Source organism: Flavobacterium sp. WC2416, assembly GCF_041200095.1.
In the GTDB taxonomy this organism is placed as follows: domain Bacteria; phylum Bacteroidota; class Bacteroidia; order Flavobacteriales; family Flavobacteriaceae; genus Flavobacterium.
The window spans coordinates 2,640,196-2,663,854 of sequence record NZ_CP165626.1; the positions used below are offsets into that span (position 1 = coordinate 2,640,196).

The following is a 23,659-nucleotide window of genomic DNA, read 5'->3' on the forward strand; positions in this document are numbered from 1 at the left end:
TCCAGTACTTAAACTGAAGGGTAAACCAAGTAAAATAAAAACCAAACTATTTATTCAACTCAAAAACAACTTTCATATCCGTATCAGAATTTGTACCTACAAAAGCCTCAAAAGCACCCGGCTCAGCAGCAAATTGCAATTCGGAATTATAAAATTTTAATGTTTCTTCTGATATTTCAAAAGTCACTGTTTGTGTTTCTCCTTTTTTAAGGAATATTTTTTGAAATCCTTTTAACTCTTTTATGGGTCTGGTAACTGAACCCACTAAATCTCTAATGTACAATTGAACTACTTCTTTTCCATCGTAATTTCCGTCATTAGTAACGTCAACACTTACTTTTACCGTATCATTGACGTTCATTTTCTCCGATGAGATTTTTAAATTTGAATATTTAAATGTGGTATAACTCAATCCAAAACCAAAAGGATATAAAGGTTCGTTTCTTTCATCAATATAATTTGATCTGAATTTTTCAAACTTTCCTTCTTTATTACCAAGAGGTCTTCCTGTATTTTTTTGATTGTAATAAATAGGCACTTGTCCTACACTTCTAGGAAATGTTGCTGATAATTTCCCTGAAGGATTTACATCACCAAATAAAACATCGGCAATTGCTGAACCAGCTTCGCTACCCGCAAACCAAGTATTTAAAATAGCTGGAACAGTTTCGTTTTCTTGTACTAAAACCAAGGGACGTCCTGTAAACAATACCAGAACAACTGGTTTTCCAGTTTTAAGTAATTCTTGCAATAAGTCTTTTTGAGCTTGCGGAATTTCCAGTTTAGTACGGCTACTGCTTTCTCCACTCATTTCAGCAGATTCTCCTAGAGCCGCAACAATCACATCCGATTGACTAGCTATTTTTAAAGCTTCTGCTAATAACTCCGCACTTGTTCTATTGTCACGGTGCAAGGTTTTACCAAACATGGTTGCATTTTCTTCAAATGTTGCATCATAATCAAGATTACTTCCTTTAGCATAAAGCACATTCGCATTTCCTGTTACTTCCTTAATTCCTGCAACAAGAGAAATAGATTTTTCCATATTGGTAGCTACACTCCAAGTTCCTGCCATATTTTCTTTGGCATCAGCCAAAGGGCCAATAACAGCAATGGTTCCAGTCTTTTTTAATGGAAGTAATTGATTTTGATTTTTAAGTAAAACCAAGGATTGTGCCGCTGTATTTCTAGCTTCGGCTCTGTGATCTTTGGTAAAAATTTCTGTTTTTGCTCTATTTACATCACAATATTTATATGGATCTTGGAACAAACCTAAATCATATTTTGCATCAAGAATCAATTTAACGGCGTTGTCAATTTGTGCTAAACTTACTTTCTTTTCGTCTAATGATTTTTTCAAAGTAGTTAAAAAACCTTCTCCTACCATATCCATTTCAATTCCAGCATTTAGTGCTAGTGCTGATACGGTTTGTAAATCACCCATACCATGCTGAATCATTTCTGGAATTCCTGTAAAATCAGTAACTACAAAACCTTTAAAGCCCCATTGTTTTCTCAATACATCCGTCATCAACCATTTATTCCCTGTAGCTGGAATTCCATCAATCTCGTTGAAAGAAGCCATTACAGAACCTACACCAGCATCAATCGCCGCTTTGTAAGGAGGAAAATAATCATTGTACATTTTGATTCGGCTCATATCGACCGTATTGTAATCACGACCCGCTTCAGGAGCTCCGTATAAAGCAAAATGTTTTACACAAGATAAAATAGTATTGTTGTTTGCTAAATTATTTCCTTGGTATCCCTGGACCATTGCTTTTGCAATAGCACTTCCTAAAAATGGGTCTTCACCAGAACCTTCAGAAACTCTTCCCCAACGTGGATCACGTGAAATATCAACCATTGGTGAAAAAGTCCAGTTAATCCCATCGGCACTTGCTTCTTGTGCTGCAATTTGAGCACTTCTTTCAATCAACTTCATGTCCCAAGTACAAGACAATCCAAGTGGAATAGGAAAAGTGGTTTCGTACCCGTGAATAACGTCCATTCCAAAAAGCAATGGAATTTTTAGTCGGCTTTTTTCAACAGCAATCTTTTGAACTTCTTTGATTTTTTGAACCGATTTTATATTAAATAAACCGCCTACTTTACCTTCTTCAATATTTTTAGCAACATTGGAACTATTGGCCGCACCAGTAGTAATATCGCCTGAAGTGGGTAAGTTTAATTGCCCTATTTTTTCATCCAAAGTCATCTTTGCCATTAATTCGGCAACAAACTCTGCTTTTGGTTTAATAATTTCTGCTTTTTTATTTCCCTTTTTTTGGCTGAAGCCAAAGACTGAAAAACACAAAAACACTATGATAAATTTGTTATTCATTTCTTATTGTTTTTTTATTTGTTGGAACATCCAATCATAAATTTCTTTGTTGTCATATACTCGAGACCAACTATCATGTCCTGAATCATCAAAAATGGTTAGCTCTACATTTCCATTGCATTTTTTTAGTTCTTTATAAATTGCAATTGCATAATCTAGATTTACAACATCATCCATTAAACCGTGAAAAATATGAGTGGGAATAGTTGCAATCGTGCAAGCCTGTTCTAATTGAATTAAATCGACAAAACCCGAAATTGGAACTAGAGCAGCAAATAGATTAGGATGTGCAAACGCGAGATTATAAGATCCCCAACCACCTAAACTTAATCCCGTAAGGTATATTCGGTTTGGATCAATATTGTTTTCTTTTTCAATTTTTAAAATCAATCGATACAATACTTCATTGTCCCATTCTTCATTTTCAGGACATTGCGGAGCTAAAACATAGGCGTCTAAATCATGTGTTTTTAAATATTTAAAAGGCCCATGAATTTTTACTTTTTCAATGTCCGTTCCTTTTTCACCTGAACCATGAAGAAAAATGATTAATGGTTTTTTCTCTTTTGTATTCACTGGAATATGTAAGGCGTAACCCATTTCGTGTTTTTGCACGATTTCGGTTTTTAGTATTCCATTTATATCTTTTTGGGCATACGTTATAAAAGAAAATAAAAGGGCAATTAATACAATTTTATATTTCATAATTCTTTAAAAATTATATTTAGTCGAATGAAATCCTAATTTTTCTAAGCCGGGTTTTACTTCTGGAGCATTCATAAATAATTTCCAAATTAAACCCGAACGGTAATTTTCAATCATGGGAGCAATCGTTCCTTGATCAATCGCTAAATAACGCGGTGTAACCCAGTTGTAATTCGGTGAAAATGCATCATAAGGTCCTGCAATTCCTACGTAATCTGATTTTTTCTCATCATATAAATAATGTAGAAACTTCATGGATTCTGTTGGAGTATAAGGAAATGATGAAAGCGCTGCTGTTGGTGTTATCACTCCTAAATCATTATCGGTGTCATGAGCTGAATAGCCGGTTGTTCCATCAGCATTTCGAGAATAACTAGCGGTAAGCCCCCAGCATTTATCTGAATACCCTTTCCATCCTTTTGGATTAGTAACACAATGAGTATAAATAATTTTAGCTTGATTTTGAGTCAAATCCCAATAGTTTGCATATTGATCCGATAATTGAGAAGGATCTAATCCTAAGTAAGAATATTGTGCCCAAAACAAAGGACCTGCATTTCCAGAAACCGTATTGTATTTAAAGATTAAAGGAATTCCATATTGTGTTTTTCCAGTTACAATAGTTCCGCTTCTTGCCCATCCTTCATGATATGCCGCGGCAGGAATTGGATGAGTAGGTGAAGCTGCTCCGAGAATATAAGCAATCAAACATTCGTTATACCCTTCTAATTTGAATTTCATTTCCCATTGATAGGTAGGAGACCAATGCCAATACATGGCGTTTTCTCCATTAGTATACCAACTCCATTCTACCCCTTTCCATAAATTATCAGCTTTGGCCGATAATGCCATTTCTTGGGTATTTCCGTTTTTAAAATATTCTCTTACAGCAATCAATCCTTGACACAGGAAAGCTGTTTCAACGATATCACCACCATCATCTTTATTACCAAATGAAATTGCGTGACCAGTTGCTCCATCCATCCAATGTGCCCAAGCTCCATGAAAACGATCCGCTTTATCAAGAAAATCCATTGCAGTAGTCATTCTAGTTACGGCTTCAACTCTTGGAATAAAACCTCTATCAATTCCAACAATCAATGACATTAACCCAAAACCAGAACCTCCAGTTGTGACTTTGTTTGCTTCGAAACTAGGATTGTCTGTATGATATCGTTCTCTTCCTAATTTTGAGTTGGGTTCAGCATAATCCCAAAAATACTTTATGGCATCTTTTTGAACTTGGTCTAAAACTTCCGTATCTGTTAAAGCAGTTATAGGTGCTGTAGGAGTAGTAGGTAATGGAGTTCCCGTACCACCTTTTGTATCTGGGCTAGAAGACGAGCAAGAATTAAAAAGACTAATCAGGGCTACTAAACATAATGAAATCTTCATCGTAATAAAATAATAGGATTAATAATTAAACCTCTAGTTTAAAAAACTAGAGGTTTATCTGATTTTTTATCTATTGTCTTTTTCTAACAAGTACAATGCTTTCACATCATTATTAGAAAGGGAAACATTATAAATTCTGAATTCATCCATTAATCCTGCATAACTAGTAGCCCAATCTTGTTGTGAACCATTATTAAGTGCAGGCGTAGTTTCAAATTGGTGTGTTCCAAAAACAACTTTACCATTGGTGCCTGCCATTTCAAAATTTCCGTATTTAGGAGCATTATTCATATTGTCCAAACTTCCTGGATTATCAGCATACCATGTAGCAACACCTGCAACACCAGCCGAAGGCGCATAAGCAAAACCAGATAAATTAGTAGCTAATTCACCGTTTACATAGGCCGAAATTGTACTATTTGTAGCATTATAACTAAATACAACATGGACCCATTGGTTCAAACTATTGTCTAAATTCATGATAGCGCCTTGCCCTCTCCAAGCAACTCCAGCTCTTCCATTCTCAACACCTAATTTTAATCTGATTCTGTTTGGGAAAGCGCCATCAGGATTTTCCATAAAAACATTAATTCCACCCCAAAATTCAAGTGGTCTTACAATAGAAAAAATACCTTGTGCCCCTTTACCTTGACCTGGAGTTCCAGGATCAACAGTATTAGCCGTATTCATCCAAAATGAAATTGTATAATTGTTTAAAGATGTAATTGCAGTTGTAGCATTTCCAATTGCATAACGCTCTTCAGAGCTTGAACCATTATAGGCATTCCCTTTTATTCCTTGAGTGTACCCAACGTTTTTACCAACTAATCCAGTAATATTGTTTTTACTATCAGTTAAATTATCATCAAAACTTAATTTGACAAGTAAGTTACTTGCAGCAATATCATCTGAGTTATCATAGCCACCAATTGCTTCATAGGCAATTGGGCTATTAACTGTATCTAAGCTATCTCCAGCACAGCTTACAAAAAATGGAGCTGCAACAATTGAGGCAAGAAAATATATAAATTTATTTTTTTTCATAATTACAATTTTAAAAAATTAGTACCCAGGATTTTGAGTCGATAAACCATTTGCTTCACTAATAAATTTTTGAGGCATTGGGAAAAGTTCATTTTTACCTACAGTAAATGTTTTCCCATCAATAGCAAATGCAGCTGCTGCTTGACCTGTTCTTACAAGATCATAGAATCTATCATGTTCAAAAGCCAACTCAACTCTTCTTTCTTTCCAAATAGCAGTTCTAACATCTGCTTGAGAAACGGCAGTAGTATTAGCTAAACCTGCTCTATTTCTAATTTGGTTTAAAATTGGAATTGCAGTCGCCGTTTGCCCCAATTCATTCATAGCCTCTGCCTTTATTAATAAAACTTCGGCATATCTTAAGTATTTAATATTTACATCAGAATCCCAAGCATCAGTATAAGCCGAAGAATACGCTTTGTAATTGTATCTTGGATTTTCAACGGTTAGTGGCACTACTCTACCATCATACAAAGTGGTTCCTGCAAAAATGATTGTTGCATTTTTTCTAACATCACCTACTTCATAAGCATTCACTAAACTCATTGAAGGCGTGTTGAATCCCCAACCCCATCCACCAGCACCACGAGCGCCTTGGGTAGCAGAATATCCTTGAATTCCTTTGGCTGGAGTCGAACCAGTTCCTTGAATTTCAAAAATAGATTCCGAATCATTTTCTCCTGTGATTTTATATTGTGAAGCATAATCTGTTGCCAAGCTATATCCCACAACTAAATTTGCATTTTCCAAAGCTTTTTGCCATTCTTTTTGGTACAAATACACTTTAGATAACAAAGCATAAGCAGCCCCTATAGAAGCTCTTCCTTTTTCAGAAGCACTATAGGTCCCTTTTGCAGGCAAAACAGCAATAGCATCCGTTAAATCACTCACAATAAAAGCATAAACTTCTGTTGTACTACGACGAGTTAACTGCATTACTCTATCTTCCTCTGAAGAAGGATTTGGTAAATGATCCACAATTGGAACACCTCCGTATGTTTTTACTAAAGTAAAGTACATAAATGCTCTTAAAAACTTGGCTTCACCCATTAATCGAGCTCTCAAATTAGCATCGGCTTGGTCTAATTGAGGAAGAAAGGATAAAGCCTGGTTGCATTTATTAATACCTTGATAATTAGCTGTAAACACTTCTTCAACTGAACCACTTGATGAGTTGTAAGTTAATGCATCCATTAAATCTTTATCTGATCCTGTATCTCCTGGAGAAGAACCTTTGTCCGCATCATCAGATGTGATACTTGATAGCCCTATCCATGAGAAAGAACTCATGTTCCAATCTGTGAATTTACTGTAAATAGCCGTGACAAAACCTTGAGCTCCAGCATCATTATTAAACAAGGCTAAATCTGTAGTTGATATGGTTTCTGTTTGCTTTGTATCTAAAAAATCATTAGTACATCCAGAGAAAATTAATGCCGAAAGGACAAATGCTGATATATATATCTTTTTCATTTTATTAAAATTTTAAATTAGCACCTATTACAAAAGATCTCAAAACAGGATAAGCATCTAGTTCAACGCCTTGCGAACCGTAAGGATCTCCATCACCATTCAATTCAGGTGAAAATCCTGAGAATTTTTGAGTGATAAAAGGATTTATTGCATTGCAGTAAATTCTGGCTGAATTAATAAACTCACTTTTTATAGGTAGTTTGTATCCTAAAGTAATATTATTTACTCTGAAGAAATCACCTGATTCCATATAGTAAGTAGAAGCTACTGGTACTTGATTGAAAGGAGCTGGATTTACAGCTGCAGTATTATTAACAGTAAAGAAATCTGTTGCCAAAACATTTTCAATGTTTTCACCAGAAAAACGTTGTGCTTTTTTACCATTGTATACTTTACTTCCATTAGTTCCGTATCCATCAACTGAGAAATCAAAGTTTCTATAATTTACACCCAATGAAATTCCGTAGGTCGATTTTGGTAATATTGAACCAACGTATTTTCTGTCTTCAATACTTAATAATCCTTGGCTAACAATTGAACCATCGGCTTTTAAATATTGCATTTGTCCATTAGCATCATAACCAGCATATTCATACAAGAAGAAACTACCTAATGGTTGTCCTATTGAAGAATTATTCAATAATTTTGTCCATTGTCCATTTCCTAAACCTCCACCAATTTTATCAGGTAAATTAGGGTTACTTAAACTAGTCAACTCATTTTTATTATTTGAGAAGTTACCACCAATCCAATACGATACATTATCATTTATTTTGTCATCCCAACGTAATGATAATTCATACCCTTTGTTTGAAACCGCACCTACATGTGCTGGAGAGGTAGAACCTACACCTGCTGTTAAATAAGGTTTAGTATCTAAAATTACATTGTTAGTTTTTTTATCATATAAATCAATGGCTCCTTTTAATCTGCGGTCCATAAACTCAAAATCTAAACCTATTGTTTTTTCCTCCGTAATTTCCCAAGATAAACTAGGGTCAACTTGAGAATCAACACTTACACCTGGATATAAAATAGAACCTCCTAAATAACTGTCTAAACCAGAAGCAAAAGATTGATTATTCAATGGAACATTTTGGTTTCCTAATTTACCCCAACCTCCACGTAATTTTAACATGTCAATTCCTTTAACATCAGCTAAAAAACTTTCTTTAGATATAATCCAACCTAATCCTACGGATGGGAAAGTTCCCCAACGATAATCTTTGGCAAATTGTGAAGAACCATCTCTTCTTATTGTACCTGTTATTAAATATTTATCCATCAATTTATATTGGAAACGACCAAAATAAGAAGACAAACTTCTTTCATTATTGACAACATCAGTCAAACTAGTTACGTTAGCTGCATAATCAACTCCGGATAAAGACCAATAGTTTTCATTTGCATTCACATTTTTTCTTGAGATTTTTATGTGTTCTCTTGCGCCTTTTGATGATTGCTCCACACCAGCCATTAATTCGATATCATGTTCTCCAATTACTTTATTATACACTAAATAATTTGATAAATTCCAATTGAAATAATCTTCATTTTCTTTAGTCAATAAATTAATATTTGCCGTAGAAGAATATGTACTTGATACTCGTGTTGGATCAGCAGCCAACCAAATTTTTTGAGTGTCTTCATAATTGTAATTTTTCCAAGTATAATATTCCGCATTAAACTGAGAAGTAAATTTCAATCCTTTAAGTAACTCGACATCCAGTTTTAAACCACCTTGCATGGTGATACTTTTTTGTTGTTCATCAAAAAAGTTTAATTGAGCAACTGGATTACCTACATTATTAAACGCAGATCCGCTTGTAGAAGCAAAGCCGTTTGAACCAACAAATGGTACACCATATTGTCCAGAAGGAAAATACACGGGAACGATTGGTGATTGCTTATACGCATTTGTAAATGCTGATAACGGTTTTGGAGTTGAATGCGTAAATCCTACACTGAAATTTTGAGATAAATTGATTCTTTTAGAAATTTTGAAATCATTGTTACTTCTTAAAGTCAACCTATTATAATCCAATCCATCCAAAATTCCTTTTTCATCATAGTGACCCAAGCTAAAAAAGTATTTTACATTTTCAGATGAACCTGAAACTGAAACATTATTTTGTGTGTATGATCCTGTTCTAGTAATTGCTTTGTACCAATCCGTATTAGTTGGTTGGTCTTGTGAGAAAGTAGTATTTCCCAAAGCTACATTAGAATAATAAGAATACTTGTTGCTACCCGCCATTTTTACATTCTTTAATGCATTTCTAAAACCGGCATAAGATTCAAATTCAACAGTTGCTTTCTCTCCACTCCCTTTTTTTGTTGTAATTAAAATTACCCCATTTGCTGCTCTATTACCATAAATTGCTAATGCAGATGCATCTTTCAAAATATCGTAAGAAGTAATATCATTTGTATTAATATTATTTATGTTTTCTACTGGCATTCCGTCAACAACATACAAAGGAGATCTTCCTCCTAAAGCAGTTCCTAAACCTCTAATCACAACCGTTGGAGTTGAACCAGGCAAATCAGAAGCAATAACTTGCACCCCTGCTGCTTTACCTTGAATAGCTTGTGATGCATTCAATACTTTAGTTTTCGAAATTTCTTCTGCCTTTATTGAAGTAGTTGCCGAAGTATTATCGGATCTTTTTCTAGTTCCATACCCAATTACTACTACCTCTTTTAGTGCAGTGTCTTTGGAATCCAACAGTGTTATAGTCATTGGGGCAGCTGTAGCAGTTATAGAAACAGCTTCAAAACCCAACATGGTCACTTTTAATGTCTCGCCTACTTTGGCATTGATATTAAAATTTCCGTCAAAATCAGTATCAGTATTTGAACTTGAAGATACCACAATTGCTCCTGGTATTCCCATTCCATTTTTATCTAATACTTTTCCCTTAATTACTTGACCAGACATATAAGCTGGAAGTAGGATGAGTGCTATAAAGCTCAAAATAAAATTTCTCATGTATTAATAATTTGTTAAAGTTAGTGGAGCCAAATTAGATAATTACAACGTTATAGTAACTATAAAGGAATTACTACATAGCCACATCAAATGAAAAGAAACAACTAACAAATCAACGCTATAAAGAGGCTGTCAAGGAAAATGAGTACTCGACTACATCGTTATGATGTAGTAATGATGAGTTGTAATTCCGTAAAAAAATAATGTAAATAATAAACTATCTATAAAAATAGAGTTGTTTTTATATCATTAATAAAAATTTGGATAGATTTTCATCCTGAACAAGGTTCAATTTCTTTCTAAGACGGTAACGGTGTAATTCAACCCCTCTATATGAAATATTCATCATGGGAGCGATCTCTTTTGAAGAAAGGTTCATTTTTAAGTAAATGCAAAGCTTGATATCTTTAGGTGTCAGAATTGGAAACTTTTTAGAAAGATTTATTATAAACTCATTATGAATCTGATTGAGATTAGTTTCAAAAGTTTCCCATTCATGTTTATTAACTGCGTTAATTTTTATCGCCTTTTTAATTTCACTCGTTAATTTATTAATATCGGTTTCCGTATTTAAAATCCCTTGAATTTTTTCAATCATCTCACTTTGCTTAGCTATCGAAAGTGATTTTCCAGCAACTTCTGATGATTTAGATTGCAATTCTAATTCTAGAATGTGTTTTTCATACTCTTGACTGTTTAGCTCATTCTCCGCTTTCAATTCCATTTCAAGAATTTTCTTTTGATGCTTTAACTCTTCTTCTCTTAAAGCCAATTTTTGAATGTATCTAATTTTATTCCATCTATAATACACATATAAAATGACACTAATTACAATAAGGTACAATAGAATCATCCAAAAAGAATAATACCATGGCTTAGCTACTTCATAATTAAACTCAGCCACTTTATTATAATTTAAACCGTCATGATTATAAACAGAAACTTCATAATCACCACTATCCAAATTATTAAGAACGATCGTTCCTTCTTTTACACCTAAAAATTCTTTTGAATCATTAATTTTATAAAATAGACTAGGCTTATTTGCTCCATATATACCTGAAATTACATGCAGTTTTAATTCTGAGTTATAATCAATCTTTGATTTATTGACTACTAATTGATCTACATTAAATGCTTCTACCTTGATTTTTGGGATCGGTTTATTATTGTATTTTAGTTGCAATTTTATAAAACCATCATCTAAATTTAATAGATAATTATCATTACTCTTAAACACATTCAAATTGTCATTAATGATTTTACCTTTGTAATATTTTTCTTGAACTATATTCCAAATAAACTTATTTTTATTAGCAAAAATGTGATACAAAAGGCCATCTTTAAGCACCATAAAATGATTTTCATCAATAGTCACTATATCAGAAACGTTTTTAAAATTCACATTAAATAATTCGTTTTCTTCTAATTGATTAGTAATTGAATTGTACGTATACCAAGTATGATGTATTAAAAAAAGAATTTCATTACGGAATTCCACTATTTTAACCCCAAAATCATTCGTTATCTTACTCAGTTGTGTTACATTATCTACACTTAGTGTTTCATATGCATCATTATAGACTATTCGATAAAGACCTCTGTTATTATCAGCGGCCCATATTTCATTTTTTCTATTCTGCGCAACATATTTAATTGGTTTCAATACTCCCTTCACTACAATATGTTTGCTTAAATCGTTAACATCATTGTAAATTACCACACCGCTATAAGTAGCTTGAATAAAAGAATTATTGATGCTACTATTGGTCATATTCCAACCTCCATTTATAGAACTCAATTTATAAAAGGAATCATTTTCATAAATAAAAGTCCCCTCATTATGACCAATAAGGAATTTATTATTGATTTTACTAATATTCCATGCTTGACCTTCTGAATTGGGAATTAGCGATAACTGTTTGTCAACATATTTGTATACCCCGTGATTAGAAGCCATTAAATACCCTTTTGGAATACTGGCAACAGAATAAACCGATCCTAGAATACCGGAGCTGTCATAAAAAATAGATACAGGTGAGTTGACTTCGATATGTGCAATTCCATTATCCAAGCCTAACCAAAGATCATCTTCTTTATCGTGGCCAATACTCAAAATAGAATTATTCATCAATACATTATTTCTATTGATGTTTGTATAAGAACCATCATTTAAATCAAAAATAAAAACTCCTTTACTTGCGGTACCAATTACTAATTTATTATTTTTAATGAATTCAGCCACATTTATATTTGCTGATTTCAGCATCGTGTTTAATGCATTTTTCCATGGAATAAGAGTATTATTTTCTAATACATAAACTCCATTTTTTTTAGTAAAAAAATAGATCTTGCCGTCGTGTTTTTGAATGGCATGGATTACATTATTTTCTAAAATGGACCATTCATTCACTTTTTGAATAATCCCTTGATTCATTTTATAAATCCCTTTCTCTACTGATGCTATCAATAGTTGATTGTCTACAACAAAGCAATAAGAAGCTAAAAAAGGAAATTTTATTTGCTTGATTGCTTTTCCGTCAAAAAGGAAAAGACTATTAAATGACTGAAAATAAATTTGTCCTTTAAATTTAATTATCTTCCAAATTTCTTCATTATTCTTGTCATCAAATACTTTGTTCCCTTTCGATAGCGAAACATATTGCATCTTACCGCCTTTACGAAACCAATACCCAAATTCTTTATAAGAACCTGAATATATTCGGTCTCCGTCTACCATTATAGATCGAATAATTGTTTTGTTTGGCAAAGAATATTTTTCCCATTTTACACCATCATAACGCAACAAGTTATAATTATTAGCAAAATACATGGCATCATCAGTTCCTTGAGCTACATTCCAAATTTGGTTGTCGCCTTGGTAATTGGATTTGCTGTAATTTTCTACAAAAGGCAGTAAATCCTGAGCGCATAGTTGAATAGATAGAAAAAAGAAAAAGAATAATGGTATTGTCTTAGCTTTCAATTTTGGGAAGTTTTTATTTTCAAATATAATCAGATTTATTCGATTTTTAGGCATAAAAAAAGCTCCTCAACCGAGAAGCTTTTTACAAAACAGGATTAGTTTTAACTCAAAAGTAAATGATAAACTTGATTTGCAATTTCTATTTCTTCGTTAGTTGGAATCACCATAATTTTAGTTTTTGAATCTAAAGTGTTGATTTCCCGAATTTCTTTGGAACGGGTTTCATTTTTAGCATGATCCAATTCAATACCATAATAATCCATATCGGTACATACTAATTTCCTGATATAAGAAGAATTTTCTCCAATTCCTGCGGTAAAAATTATCGCATCCAGACCGTTCAAAACAGCAGCATAAGAACCAATGTATTTTTTAATTCGATAGGCATTCATTGCTAATGCTAACTGGCAATCTAAATTCCCTTTTTCAGCATTATCTTCAATATCCCGTAAATCACTATATCCAGTAAGACCTAACATCCCACTTTGTTTTTGCAACATTGTATTCACTGAATCCAATGAATAGCCTAATGAATTAACCAGATAAAAAATTACTGATTGATCAACATCACCAGAACGTGTTCCCATAATTAGCCCGTTCATAGGTCCAAAACCAAGCGTATGATCGATACTTTTTCCGTCTTTAATGGCAGTCATACTGCAGCCATTACCTAAATGAATTGTAATTATTTTTGAGCTTTTCTCTAAATAATCAATCGCTTTTTCCGAAACATATTTATGACTGGTTCCATGAAATCCATAGACCCTAATCTTATTTTCTGTCAAAAGATAATTTGGCAACGCAAATTTATGTGCCAAAACAGGAATCGTTTGATGAAAAGCAGTATCAAAAACAGCTACTTGTTTTGCCGTTCCAAAAATCTCCTCAGCAACTATAATCCCTTCTAAATTCGCTGGATTATGCAACGGTGCTAAATCAAAAAGTTGTTTTATTTTTTCTTTTACATCAGTATCGATAATTACAGTATCCGAAAAACTAGCTCCTCCATGCACTACCCGATGTCCAACAGCATCAATTTCTTTTGTACTCCTTATCACTCCTACTTTGTCATCCATCAACAACTGAGCAATTTTCTCTAATCCAATTTTATGATTGGCAATTGGCAAAATTTCTTCTAAACTGTCTTTATCTGTTTTATAAGTAAAATTAGAAGTTTCCAATCCTATTCGATCAATCATACCATTACAAATTACCTCCTTTGATGGCATGTTAATTAGTTGGTATTTTATAGATGAACTGCCTGAATTTATTATGACTATTTTCATTAAACTTAAATTTAAAAATTGAAAGATTGAAAGATGAAACAACTATTATTTAAATCATTAAATTTTCAATCTTTAAATAATATTTTACAAACCTTGTGCTTGAATCGCTGTAATCACGACTGTATTTATAATATCATCTACCGTACAACCACGGCTTAAATCATTTACAGGCTTGTTTAAACCTTGTAACATTGGTCCTATAGCCAAAGCTCCTGTTTCTCTTTGAACCGCTTTATAAGTATTGTTTCCTGTGTTCAAATCAGGAAAAATAAGCACACTGGCTTGTCCTGCTACTTCTGAATTTGGCATTTTACTTTGACCAATTTCCATATCTACGGCAGCATCATATTGTATAGGCCCTTCGATTTTTAAGTCGGGGCGTTTTTCTCTTACAATTTCTGTTGCTTTTCTTACTTTATCTACTTCATCTCCTTTTCCAGAAGCTCCTGAAGAATAAGATAACATGGCGATTTTAGGTTCGATACCAAATGCCGCACTTGAATCGGCTGAAGAAATCGCAATTTCAGCCAATTGTTCTGCAGTAGGATTTGGGTTAATGGCACAATCTCCAAAAACCGAAACTCGATCCTCTAAACACATAAAAAATATAGAGGAAACAATACAAGTATTTGGTTTTGTCTTGATGAATTGTAAAGCGGGTAAAATGGTATGTTGTGTAGTATGTGCTGCACCAGAAACCATTCCGTCAGCATCTCCTTTATACACCATCATGGTACCAAAATAGGATACATCTTCCATTAAATCTTTGGCCATAGTTATAGTTACATTTTTGTTCTTACGCAACTCATAGTAGGTGTTTACATAATCTTCATATTTCTCAGACTCAATTGGATTGATAATATCCACTTTTGAAAAATCAAAAGCAATACCCAACTCTGCTACTTTGTGCTCAATTTGCTTTTTATTACCAATAATGGAAATATCGACTACATCCATTGCCAATAAACGAGAGGCCGCAATAATGATACGTTCATCATTCCCTTCTGGTAAAACAATGTGTTTTCTATGTTTTTGAGCTCTCTTTACTAGATTGTATTGAAACATTTTTGGAGTCATTCCATCTGCATGAAAAGCACTTAATTTAGCAGATAAATCATCCACATCAACAAATTTCTCAAAGGTATTTATCGATGTTTCTATCTTATGTGTATTATCAGCATAGATTTGAGATTTTATATTACCTATCCTATTCGTAATACTATACGTTCCTCCTACTACAGATATTATAGGGACTATACTCGTTAATCCTTCAATCAATTTTAAAATACTATCTTCTGGGATAATGTTTCCTGTTAATACTATTCCTGAAATAGCTGGATAATTAGCCGATTCATTAGCTTGCAAAGCACCCAAAATAATATCTGCTCTATCTCCCGGAGTAATAACCAATGCATTTTCTTTCAAGTGCAATAAATAATTATGCAATTGCATAGCACCCACACTAAAGTTTCCTATTTCATTATTTAAAAACTCTTTTCCAAAAAGGACTTTTGCTTCTAGAACATCTACAATCTCTTTAATAGTTGGGTTATTTAAACTGGAAATAATCGGAATTGCATTTACTAATACTTCTTTTGGTAAATTTGATTTCAAACCATCAGTAACTAGTTTGACATTCTCTGGTTGCACTTTATTGGCGATAACAGCCAAAACTTCTACCTCTTTTACTTTGAAAGAATCGTAAGCCAAATACAAACTATCAATTAATTCTTCTAAGGTTTTACCAACACCCGAACCCACAATAATTGTGGGTATTCCAAGGTTTTTAGCAATAAGAACGTTCATATCGAGTTCAATAACGGTTCCTTCACCACTAAAACTAGTTCCTTCTACGAGAACAAAATCAAACTGTTCTTCCAGTTTTTTATATTTTTCAATAATCAAATCCAGTACCTCGCCTATCTTGCCTTTGTTCTTTTTTTTGATTAATTTGCTTTTGGTAATAGCAAAAGCATCCTCAAAATCGATATCCAATCCAAAATGCGAAATCACAGTCTCGATGTGATTATCTAATTTTCCATCTTCAAAATCTTCAATTATAGGCCTAAAATAACCCACTTTGGCCGTTTTACCTATCAACATACTCATTAAACCAAGAGTTACGATAGACTTCCCGCTATTGTGTTCACTAGTTGCAATATATACAGCCTTGTTCATTCTATTTATTTTATATTATTATTTTGAATTCCAATTATAAAAATCCCAACTCATTCCTAAACTACTAATTCTCTTCCCTTTTAGTCTTTCTTCTTTCTTCTTTCTTCTTTCTTCTTTCTTCTTTCTTCTTTCTTCTTTCTCCTCTAGACCCTATGCGCTAAACTCAAAACCAACGCCTTCTTTTAAAATAGAAAATCATAATAAGCCCAATCAAGACCATCACTCCTATTACAGCATAATATCCGTTTTCGTATTTTAATTCTGGCATATGTTCAAAATTCATTCCATAAACACCAACAATAAAGGTCAAAGGAATAAAAATTGCCGATACAATCGTAAGCGTTTTCATAATCTCATTCATCTTATGCGATTGTGATGAAAAAAAGAAATTAGAAGCACTTTCCAGCATTCCCATATCAGAATCTATTTGTTCCAATAACTCCAACGTTTTTTGATGTAATCTAGAAAAATAACGAAAGGTTTCCTGCTCTATTATCTTAAAATCCTCATCCTCTTTTAAACTTTTTATTGCAAATAATGAATCCCTAAGTGGAATAATAGATCGCTTCAAAAAATTAAAATTATCACGGTGTTTTTCGATTCGGACTAATATTTCTGGATCTGCACTGCTTTTTGATATATTGATTAACTCTTCTACTTTATCTTCCTCATTCTCTATGGTTACATAGAAATTTTCCATAATTGCATCCAGAAGCATATATAGTAAAAAATCTGCTTTTTTTAATCGTACCAAACCTGCATGGTCTCTTATTCGCTCTCTTATATGAGTAAAAAAATCAGAACGCTTTTCCTGAAAAGAAATTAACACCCCGTCTTGAATTAAAAAACTAATCTGTTCAGCACTTATATTATCTGAGTTTTCTGTTGGTAATAAAGACTTTATATTAAAAAAAAGATTATCTGAAGACTCTTCTAATTTTGTTCTTCTAGTTGTATTTAAAATATCCGAAATAAGGAAATTATCAATTTTAAAAAAGGAACCAATCGCTTCAATAATTACAATTTCATTTAAACCATGCAAATTGAGCCAATTAATTTTGTCTTTAAAAACACATTTTTTTAAATCTTCAATTTCAAAATCATCATATTCCGTAACCTCTAAATCATCATATACAAATAATTGCATTTCAGACTCAAACTTTTTATGCTTACCAGTATACACTAAAGGATTAGTTTGTGATTTACGGATTTTTTTAAATTTAATTTTTCTCATGCAAAAATGGTATATACAGTAATATTACAAAAAACTTTTAGGAATCTATTATCCCTTAACATATTTGAAATACTATTTTATGTATTTATTTTAATACCAAACAAAAGTAATGACAACCCTAATCTTTTTCTATGAGAAAAATCATGTTTCGTTTTAAAACAAAAAAAACCGTTCACTAGTAGTGAACGGTTTCTATATGATGTAAGAGATGCACAGCAGTGCATCTCTACAGGAAATAATTATTTTACTTCTTCGTAATCTACATCTTGAACATTGTCTCCTTCAGCTTCAGCTTGTGGCTGTGCATCTGCTTGACCTTGTTCTCCTTGAGCGTACATTGCTTCAGTAGCAGTTTTCCAAGCAGCATTGATGTTATCAAGTGCAGTTTGAATAGCTGGAATGTCTTGAGATTGGTGCGCCATTCTCAATTCAGTCAATGCATATTCTACAGCAACTTTGTTTTCATCAGATAATTTTGCTCCAAGGTCTTTCAATTGAGTTTCAGTTTGGAAGATCATTCCATCTGCTTCATTCAATTTTTCAGCTCTTTCTCTTGCAATTTTGTCAGCATCAGCATTTGCTTCAGCATCTTTTTTCATTCTTTCGATTTCTTCAGCTGTTAATCCAGAAGAAGCTTCGATACGAATATCATGAGATTTTCCAGTTCCTTTATCAGTTGCCGAAACTTTGATGATACCATTAGCATCAATATCAAAAGTTACTTCAATTTGTGGAACACCTCTTGGTGCTGGTGGAATACCATCTAAATGGAAACGACCGATAGTTTTGTTATCAGCAGCCATTGCTCTAGCTCCTTGTAAAACGTGGATTTCAACTGTTGGTTGAGAATCTGCAGCTGTAGAGAAAACTTGAGATTTTTTAGTTGGGATAGTTGTGTTAGACTCAATTAATGTAGTCATAACTCCACCCATAGTTTCGATACCTAAAGATAAAGGTGTAACGTCAAGTAACAATACATCTTTTACATCTCCAGAAAGAACTCCACCTTGAATAGCTGCTCCAATTGCAACAACCTCATCAGGGTTAACTCCTTTAGACGCTTTTTTACCAAAGAATTTCTCCACTTCGTCAGCAATTCTTGGCATACGAGTAGAACCTCCTACAAGAATAACTTCGTCAATATCAGAAACAGATAAACCTGCATCTTTAAGTGCTTTAGCAACTGGTGCCATAGAACGTTTTACCAAAGAGTCAGTCAATTTTTCAAATTGAGCTCTAGTTAATTTTTTAACTAAGTGTTTTGGTCCTGAAGCTGTAGCAGTTACATAAGGTAAGTTGATTTCAGTTTCAGCAGAAGATGACAATTCAATTTTTGCTTTTTCAGCAGCTTCTTTTAAACGTTGCAATGACATTGGGTCAAGACGTAAGTCAATACCTTCTTCAGTTTTAAATTCGTCAGCTAACCAGTCAATAATTTCGTGGTCAAAATCATCTCCACCTAAGTGAGTATCACCATTTGTAGACAATACTTCAAAAACTCCGTCTCCTAATTCAAGAACAGAGATATCAAAAGTACCTCCACCTAAATCGTAAACTGCAATTTTTTGATCTGTTCCTTTTTTATCTAATCCGTAAGCAAGTGCCGCAGCAGTTGGCTCATTGATGATACGCATTACTTTAAGACCTGCAATTTCACCAGCTTCTTTAGTCGCTTGACGTTGTGCATCATTAAAGTAAGCAGGAACAGTAATAACCGCTTCAGTAACTGTTTGACCTAAATAGTCTTCAGCTGTTTTTTTCATTTTTTGAAGAGTCATTGCTGACAATTCTTGAGCAGAGTATAAACGACCATCAATATCCACACGTGGTGTATTGTTGTCCCCTTTTACTACTTTGTAAGAAACTCTTTTTGCTTCGTTTGTAATTTCAGCAAAAGAATGTCCCATAAAACGTTTAATAGAAGCAATTGTTTTGGTAGGATTTGTTACTGCTTGTCTTTTTGCAGGATCTCCCACTTTAATTTCTCCACCTTCTACAAAAGCGATGATAGATGGCGTTGTTCTTTTTCCTTCTGCGTTAGGAATAACAACTGCCTCGTTACCTTCCATTACAGAAACACAAGAGTTTGTCGTACCTAAATCAATTCCGATTATTTTACCCATTTTTATTTATATTTAATTATAATGTATACTAATTTTATTAACTCAAGGTGCATAAGTCAATCTTTGTGCCAATGCTTATGGTCATAGGAAATTGTCAGTTTTTGTTAAAATTGGCGGAAATAAATCTGACAAGATGACATTTTAAGCAGACTGTCATTGAGAAAACGCTATAATCAGGGTGACAGTTTTAATAATGATAAGGAGCAACTTCCCGCTATCCGCTGTATCTTTATGTTCTTAAAGAAAGAACATAAAGGATGCCGCTCCTATCGGGGCTAGGGCATTTAGGTTTTGAATGTAGTTTAATGGAGTAACATTACAAACTGAATACAACAAGAAACAGTTTAGATAATTAAATTTATAGATTACAAAAATTGCATACATTTGATGATATATACAAGTTAGTGGCAAGCTTACAGAAAATCCTAAGAAAATGAAGAAAACAGCACTTTTGGTTTTAATATTACTAATCCAATTTTCTTACTCTCAAGAAACTAAAATTTCGAAAGCTGAATTACTTAAAGCATTTAATGAAACAATTGTTCAGAAAGAAAAAGGAATTATTAATACTAATTCAAATCCTTGGTTTACCGACAATACAAACGAAAACTATTTTAAAAAAGACACTATAACTTTAAAAAATGCTAAAAGTTATAAGCGAGATTATTGTAAAATAATAAATTGGAACTTCTACAAAAAAGATGCTTTTTGTATTGGAAATGCTGATTATTGCAACGAACCACCCAGCCAAAAAGTTACAACCGAAAATGATTGGATTAAATTAAATGTTGAAAAAGAAGAAAACTATTTGATAATTGAACTTTTTAACCAAAATAAGTTAATTGATAAGTTTAAAATCTTATCACTTGAAAAAAAAGAATCTGAATATGAAAAAGGGAAAATGGATTATATTTTAAAACTAAAACGACTAACCGAATAAAAAGCCAGCCACTAACACTTGCTACAAGAGATTTGGGCAATTGGGCTTAATGGGAAAATGGTTTTGTATTTGGGATGATTTGGCAAATCCGAAAATAAGGCTTAATTTAATCCCAAACCTCTTGTAGCAAGGGAACGTTATAGCTTAAAGTTTTATAAACGAATAAAAGACTAATAACATATGAAATTATTGGATAATTTAATTCTTTTAAATGAGACCAAACGAAAATGGTTTTCAATAACAATCACTGTAATAATTGCAGGACTTTTATCACTTTTCGGTATCTATGGAATTGGAGAATACGGAATTGCACTTTTTATCCTAACACCTTTTCTAATTGGATTTTGCTCAACAATACTTTATGGTTACAAAAATATAATAACTAAAAGTGAAGCAATTTGGATTGGGCATATAACTCTCGCAATTTGTACATTAGCTCTAATTGTGTTTGCAATTGAAGGCTTAATATGCATTGCAATGGCAGCACCAATAGGAATAATATTAACTTGGATAGGAAGCCTTATCGGATACTCTTTATCAAAAAAATTAACAACTTCTACTCCATCAATTTTATTAATCCTTATTGCAATAATTCCGCTAACTTCATTTATTGAAAATAAAATTAAACCCGAATTGACTTCGGTAACAACTTCAATTATTATAAATGCAAAACCCATGGAGGTTTGGAAAAATGTAATTGAATTTCCTCAATTAAACGAACCTACTGAATTTATATTTAAAACAGGAATTGCTTACCCAATTAACGCAAAGATTATAGGAAAGGGAGTTGGCGCAATTAGACATTGTAATTTTACAACTGGAAGCTTCGTTGAGCCTGTAACGGTTTGGAATGAGGGAAAACTATTAAAATTTGACGTACTTGAACAGCCAGCACCAATGAAAGAATTGAGTTTTTGGAATATTGATGCGCCACATTTACACGATTATTTTGTATCAAAAAAAGGGCAATTTAAATTAACTAAATTAGAAAATGGTAAAACTTTGCTTGAAGGAACTACTTGGTATTATCACAATATAAAACCTATGTTTTATTGGCAAGTATGGAGCGATTTTATAATTCATAAAATTCACGATAGAGTATTAACTCATATTAAAAAGAATTCCGAACAAAAGTAAATTAAAAATGAAAGATTCATCTATCCTCCCAAGCAGCATTTCTTTTTTGAATAACTTAGCAATAAACAACAATAGAGATTGGTTTAACGATAACAAGGAAACCTACATTGAAGCGCAAAGTAATATGATCGCTTTTGTAGATGAGCTCATCGTGCTTATGAATAGCCACGACGCTATTGAAAATACTTCAGCTAAAAAAAGTTTATATCGCATTTATAACGATGTCCGTTTTAGTAAAGACAAAGCACCTTATAAACCTCGATTTGCTTTTAGCTTACAACGAGCTACTAAACTAAAAAGAGGCGGTTATTATATGAATATTCAACCCGGTAATAATTTCTTAGCCTGTGGTTTTTTCTCTCCTAACCCAGAGGACTTAAAAAGAATCCGAAAAGATATTGAGTTGAACCCAGCAGTTTGGTATAAAATTTTAAATGCAAAACCAATCAAAGATAATTTTGTTGCATTGGCCGGAAATAAAGTTCCTACTTTCCCAAAAGGATTCCCTAAAGACCATGAAGCCATAGATTTAATCAGACACAAACAATTTATACTGCGACATAATTTTACAGATGAAGAAATACTTGACTCCGCATTTGCTAACAAAGTAAACGACATCTTCAAAACCGTACGCCCGTTTTTTGATCATCTGAGTTTAGTTCTTACGACTGATTTAAATGGAGAAATTAAAATATGAAAGACGATTATGTAAAAAGAATCAATAACATATTCTTGTTTATCGACGAAAATTTAGACCGAGAATTAAATTTGGAAACTTTAGCAAAAGTTGGGTTTTATTCTCCATTTCATCTGCACCGAATTTTCAAAGCAATAACCAATGAGACTTTAAACGAATATATTACTCGTAAAAGAATTGAAAAAACGGCCTCAATTCTTTTACATAAACCAGAAACTACAGTTACTACGCTTTCTTTACAGTATGGGTTCAATAGCAATTCTTCATTTACCAGAACTTTTAAAAAATTTTACGGATTAAGTCCTACCGCATTCAGAAAGTCAAATCCTAATAAATATAGCAAGATTAGTACAATTGAAAGCAAGAATGGACAAGAAAAGGAAACATTTGAACAATATATTTGCAACATTAATAATCATCAAAATTGGATTAAAATGAAAGCAAAAACTGAAATTAAAGAAATGCCTCAACTGCATCTAGCCTTTATTACACAAATTGGCCACATTGGAATGGAAAAGACCTACGACAAATTAATTAAATGGGCGACACCAAAAGGACTATTACAAAATGAAAATTTAAAAATAGTTACGATTTATCACGATAGCTTTAAAATAACAGAGCCTGAGAAAGTAAGAATGAGTGCTTGCATTTCATTGAACCAAAAAGTTGAAGTTAGTGGCGAAATTGGACTAACAACAATTGAAAAAGGAAAATGTATCGTTGGACATTTTGAAATTGCATTACACGAATTCGAAAAATCATGGAGTAGTTTATTTATTTGGATGAATGAAAATGGATATAAAAAAGCAGACCGAAATCCTTATGAAATCTATTATAATAATTTTAATGAACACCCTGAAAAATTAAGCATTGTTGATTTGTGTATTCCAATAGAATAAAAAAAACATTCTAAACGGTAGATTATATTGTTTGTTTTTTTTTCTAATGATAGTAAAATCAAATGACCCCTATTCTTTTTCAACTCCGTTTTATATTTATAACTTAATTTCATTTCCTTTTTTAGTTTTTTTTATTACATTTAAATTTTAGAGAAATATATGCTAAGGAGTTTTTGAAAACTATAAGAATTCTAAACTTAGAAAAGTTACTTTAATAGAAAACTAG

15 protein-coding genes are annotated in these 23,659 nt (G+C 32.7%); 4 read left to right on the forward strand and 11 right to left on the reverse strand.

Annotated elements, in window-relative coordinates:
• Positions 1-46: 46 nt before the first annotated feature.
• The 11 genes from bglX to dnaK form a co-directional block, all read right to left on the reverse strand.
• Positions 47-2,344, reverse strand: coding sequence for a beta-glucosidase BglX (bglX, locus tag AB3G39_RS11245; protein WP_369769355.1), 2,298 nt, complete (start codon positions 2,342-2,344; stop codon positions 47-49).
• Between the two features lie 3 nt (positions 2,345-2,347).
• Positions 2,348-3,049 (reverse strand): prolyl oligopeptidase family serine peptidase, encoded by a 702-nt coding sequence (locus AB3G39_RS11250; RefSeq protein WP_367769510.1) that lies wholly within the window; start codon positions 3,047-3,049, stop codon positions 2,348-2,350.
• Between the two features lie 6 nt (positions 3,050-3,055).
• Positions 3,056-4,444, reverse strand: coding sequence for a glucoamylase family protein (locus tag AB3G39_RS11255; RefSeq protein WP_367769507.1), 1,389 nt, complete (start codon positions 4,442-4,444; stop codon positions 3,056-3,058).
• A gap of 66 nt (positions 4,445-4,510) precedes the next feature.
• The gene (locus AB3G39_RS11260; RefSeq protein WP_367769504.1) at positions 4,511-5,488 is read right to left on the reverse strand and encodes a LamG-like jellyroll fold domain-containing protein; all 978 of its coding nucleotides are present in this window, start codon (positions 5,486-5,488) and stop codon (positions 4,511-4,513) included.
• Positions 5,489-5,506: 18 nt separating this feature from the next.
• Positions 5,507-6,961 carry a RagB/SusD family nutrient uptake outer membrane protein gene (locus AB3G39_RS11265; protein WP_367769501.1) on the reverse strand — a complete coding sequence of 485 codons (1,455 nt, stop codon included), beginning with the start codon at positions 6,959-6,961 and terminating at the stop codon, positions 5,507-5,509.
• Between the two features lie 4 nt (positions 6,962-6,965).
• On the reverse strand, positions 6,966-9,953 hold the full coding sequence (locus AB3G39_RS11270) for a SusC/RagA family TonB-linked outer membrane protein (protein ID WP_367769498.1): 2,988 nt from the start codon (positions 9,951-9,953) through the stop codon (positions 6,966-6,968).
• Positions 9,954-10,194: 241 nt separating this feature from the next.
• A complete protein-coding gene (locus tag AB3G39_RS11275) occupies positions 10,195-12,939 on the reverse strand; it encodes a LuxR C-terminal-related transcriptional regulator (protein ID WP_369769356.1) in 2,745 nt (914 codons plus the stop codon).
• Positions 12,940-13,040: 101 nt separating this feature from the next.
• Positions 13,041-14,225: an acetate/propionate family kinase gene (locus AB3G39_RS11280; RefSeq protein WP_369753674.1), complete on the reverse strand. Its 1,185-nt coding sequence runs from the start codon at positions 14,223-14,225 to the stop codon at positions 13,041-13,043.
• Positions 14,226-14,309: 84 nt separating this feature from the next.
• On the reverse strand, positions 14,310-16,403 hold the full coding sequence (gene pta / locus AB3G39_RS11285) for a phosphate acetyltransferase (RefSeq protein ID WP_367769491.1): 2,094 nt from the start codon (positions 16,401-16,403) through the stop codon (positions 14,310-14,312).
• Positions 16,404-16,566: 163 nt separating this feature from the next.
• Positions 16,567-17,637 carry a magnesium/cobalt transporter CorA gene (corA, locus tag AB3G39_RS11290; RefSeq protein WP_367769488.1) on the reverse strand — a complete coding sequence of 357 codons (1,071 nt, stop codon included), beginning with the start codon at positions 17,635-17,637 and terminating at the stop codon, positions 16,567-16,569.
• A 239-nt stretch (positions 17,638-17,876) separates the two neighbouring features.
• Positions 17,877-19,760: a molecular chaperone DnaK gene (gene dnaK / locus AB3G39_RS11295; RefSeq protein ID WP_369765182.1), complete on the reverse strand. Its 1,884-nt coding sequence runs from the start codon at positions 19,758-19,760 to the stop codon at positions 17,877-17,879.
• A 433-nt stretch (positions 19,761-20,193) separates the two neighbouring features.
• Here dnaK and AB3G39_RS11300 point away from each other — a divergent pair, with 433 nt between their 5' ends.
• From AB3G39_RS11300 to AB3G39_RS11315, 4 genes are all read left to right on the forward strand, one after another.
• Positions 20,194-20,700, forward strand: a complete 507-nt coding sequence (locus AB3G39_RS11300) for a hypothetical protein (protein ID WP_369765183.1) — start codon at positions 20,194-20,196, stop codon at positions 20,698-20,700.
• Positions 20,701-20,880: 180 nt separating this feature from the next.
• On the forward strand, positions 20,881-21,837 hold the full coding sequence (locus AB3G39_RS11305; protein ID WP_369753668.1) for a hypothetical protein: 957 nt from the start codon (positions 20,881-20,883) through the stop codon (positions 21,835-21,837).
• 7 nt (positions 21,838-21,844) lie between these two features.
• Entirely contained in the window at positions 21,845-22,534 is a 690-nt protein-coding gene (locus AB3G39_RS11310; protein ID WP_369765184.1) for a DUF2461 domain-containing protein, read from the forward strand.
• Positions 22,531-23,433 carry a GyrI-like domain-containing protein gene (locus tag AB3G39_RS11315; RefSeq protein WP_369765185.1) on the forward strand — a complete coding sequence of 301 codons (903 nt, stop codon included), beginning with the start codon at positions 22,531-22,533 and terminating at the stop codon, positions 23,431-23,433. Before AB3G39_RS11310 ends, AB3G39_RS11315 begins: the two co-directional genes overlap by 4 nt.
• The last annotated feature ends 226 nt before the right edge of the window (positions 23,434-23,659 follow it).